The sequence below is a fragment of the Thiolapillus sp. genome, assembly GCF_048562965.1.
Classification (GTDB): domain Bacteria; phylum Pseudomonadota; class Gammaproteobacteria; order Chromatiales; family Chromatiaceae; genus Thiolapillus; species Thiolapillus brandeum_A.
Map to the genome: position 1 here is coordinate 1 of NZ_JBHNMF010000512.1, position 2325 is coordinate 2325.

Consider the following 2325-nt stretch of genomic DNA (forward strand, 5'->3'; position numbering starts at 1 on the left):
CAGCGGTGTTTGAAGAAGGTGGAGCCATCCCAGGCATTTATACCTGTGATGGTGAAGATATTTCCCCGCCACTGGAATGGGCGGGCATTCCCGAAGCTGCCCGCAGTCTGGTTTTGATCGTGGATGATCCGGATGCGCCGGATCCCGCTGCGCCTAAAATGGTGTGGGTGCACTGGCTGCTCTACAACCTGCCGCCCGACAGCAACGGCCTGGCGGAAGCCGTTGCAGCATTGCCTGCAGGCACGCGGGAAGGCGTCAATGACTGGCAGCGTACCGGCTATGGCGGTCCCTGTCCGCCGGTAGGACGGCACCGCTACTTCTTCAAACTCTATGCGCTGGATACATTGCTGCCTGATCTGGAGAAACCCACCAAGGACCGGTTGCTCGAAGCCATGCAGGGTCATGTGATCGAAGAAGCAGTGCTCATGGGCACATACTCCCACTGAAGGAATGATCCGTTCTCATGGCCGTAACCAACAGTGAAATCGCGGCCATCTTCAGCCGTATCGGCGACCTTCTCGAAATTCAGGGTGAAAATCCCTTCAGGGTGCGGGCTTATCGCAATGCAGCGCGCATGGTGCGGGGTCTGTCCCGCAGTCTGGCGGAAATGGTCGAACAGGGAGAGGTGCTCGAAGCGCTGCCAACCATCGGCAAGGATCTTGCCGCCAAGATCCGGGAGATCGTCGCCACGGGTTCACTGCGCAAGCTCACGGAACTCGAAACCACCGTATCTCCTGGACTGGTGGATCTGCTGCAAGTGCCCGGCCTGGGGCCCAAGCGCCTGAAAATCCTGCGTGATTATCTGAATATCCACGATGTCGGGGAACTGGAGAAGGCCGCCCGGCAGGGACTGGTGCACCAGTTGCCTGGTTTCGGTGTGAAAACCGAGCAGAATATCCTGCGTGAGCTGAGTGAGTTGCAACAGCGCATCCGCCGCTATCTGTGGGCAGATGTAGAAGAAATCGCTGAACAGTTGCTGGCTTACCTGCGCAAACAGCCTGGCGTGAAAAAGGTGGAAATGGCCGGCAGTTACCGCCGCCGCCGGGAAACCGTGGGTGACCTGGATATCCTGGTCAGCGCCGCGAAAAGCGCGAAAGTGACGGATGCCTTCACTGCTTTCGAAGCGGTGGAGCGTGTGATTTCCAAGGGCCATACCCGGTCCACAGTCGTGCTGCGCACGGGATTGCAGGTGGACCTGCGGGTCGTGCCCCAGGTCAGCTTTGGCGCCGCCTGGCACTATTTCACCGGCAGCAAGGCGCACAATATCGCCGTGCGGGTGATGGGCGTGCAACGTGGGCTGAAAGTCAATGAATACGGTATTTTCGACAAACAGGGAAAACGCATCGCCGGGCGCACCGAAAAGGAAATCTACGCTCAGATGGGGTTGCAGTGGATGGAACCGGAGCTGCGCGAGAAGCGGGGAGAGCTGGAAGCTGCCGCCACGGGCCGTCTGCCGAAGCTGATCGTTGCAGCCGACCTGAGGGGCGACCTCCATTGTCACACCACCCGCAGCGATGGTCAGGATTCTCTGGAAGCAATGGCGAAAGCGGCCAGGGCGCTGGGCCACGACTATCTGGCTATCACAGAGCACAGCCAGCACCTGGGGATCGCGCGGGGGCTGGATCCCGATGAATTGCTGGCTCATTGCGATGCCATCGATGAACTCAATGACAGGCTCGCTGGTATCCGGCTGCTGAAAGGGCTGGAAGCGGATATTCTCGAAGACGGCTCCCTGGACATGCCGGATCACGTACTGCAACGGCTGGACATCTGCCTGGGTGCGATTCATTCCGCCTTTGGCCTGTCCGAGAAGAAGCAGACCGAGCGGGTCATCCGTGCCATGGACAATCCGCATTTCAACATCCTGGCCCATCCCACGGCGCGTCTGATCGGCAAGCGCCCCGCATGCCGCCTGGACATGGAAAAAATCATGGATGCGGCGCTGGAGCGGGGCTGCTTCCTGGAGCTGAATTCACAGCCCCGGCGGCTGGACCTCGATGACATCTACTGTCGCATGGCAAAAGAGCGCGGCCTGAAAGTGGCGATCTCCACGGATGCCCACAGCACCGGCCAGCTTGCCTACCAGCGTTATGGCCTGGCTCAGGCGAGGCGAGGATGGCTGGAGAAGGCGGATGTGCTCAATACCAGAGGGCTGAAAGCACTGCTCAAGGTTTTGAGGCGCTAGGCTCGCGTTGCTTGCCTGTGGCTAGTCGAGTAGATCGGCCATTGCTGGCTTTCACCCTCACAGAACCGGACGTGCGGATTTCCCGCATCCGGCTCTTCCGAGCAGGTCACCCGGATTGAGCGGGAGCCAATTGTCTGGGC

The 2325-nt window shown here is 59.9% G+C and carries 2 protein-coding genes; both read left to right on the forward strand.

What is annotated here, in order from left to right; translation table 11 throughout:
• Window positions 1–5 precede the first annotated feature (5 nt).
• Entirely contained in the window at window positions 6–446 is a 441-nt protein-coding gene (locus tag ACOCD2_RS17065) for a YbhB/YbcL family Raf kinase inhibitor-like protein (RefSeq protein WP_293652951.1), read from the forward strand.
• A 17-nt stretch (window positions 447–463) separates the two neighbouring features.
• Window positions 464–2185: a DNA polymerase/3'-5' exonuclease PolX gene (gene polX, locus ACOCD2_RS17070; protein WP_293645846.1), complete on the forward strand. Its 1722-nt coding sequence runs from the start codon at window positions 464–466 to the stop codon at window positions 2183–2185.
• Window positions 2186–2325 lie beyond the last annotated feature (140 nt).

Coding starts and splice junctions, on each gene's coding strand:
- polX (WP_293645846.1), top strand. CDS start 464: ATGGCCGTAACCAACAGTGAAATCGCGGCCATCTTCAGCCGTATCGGC.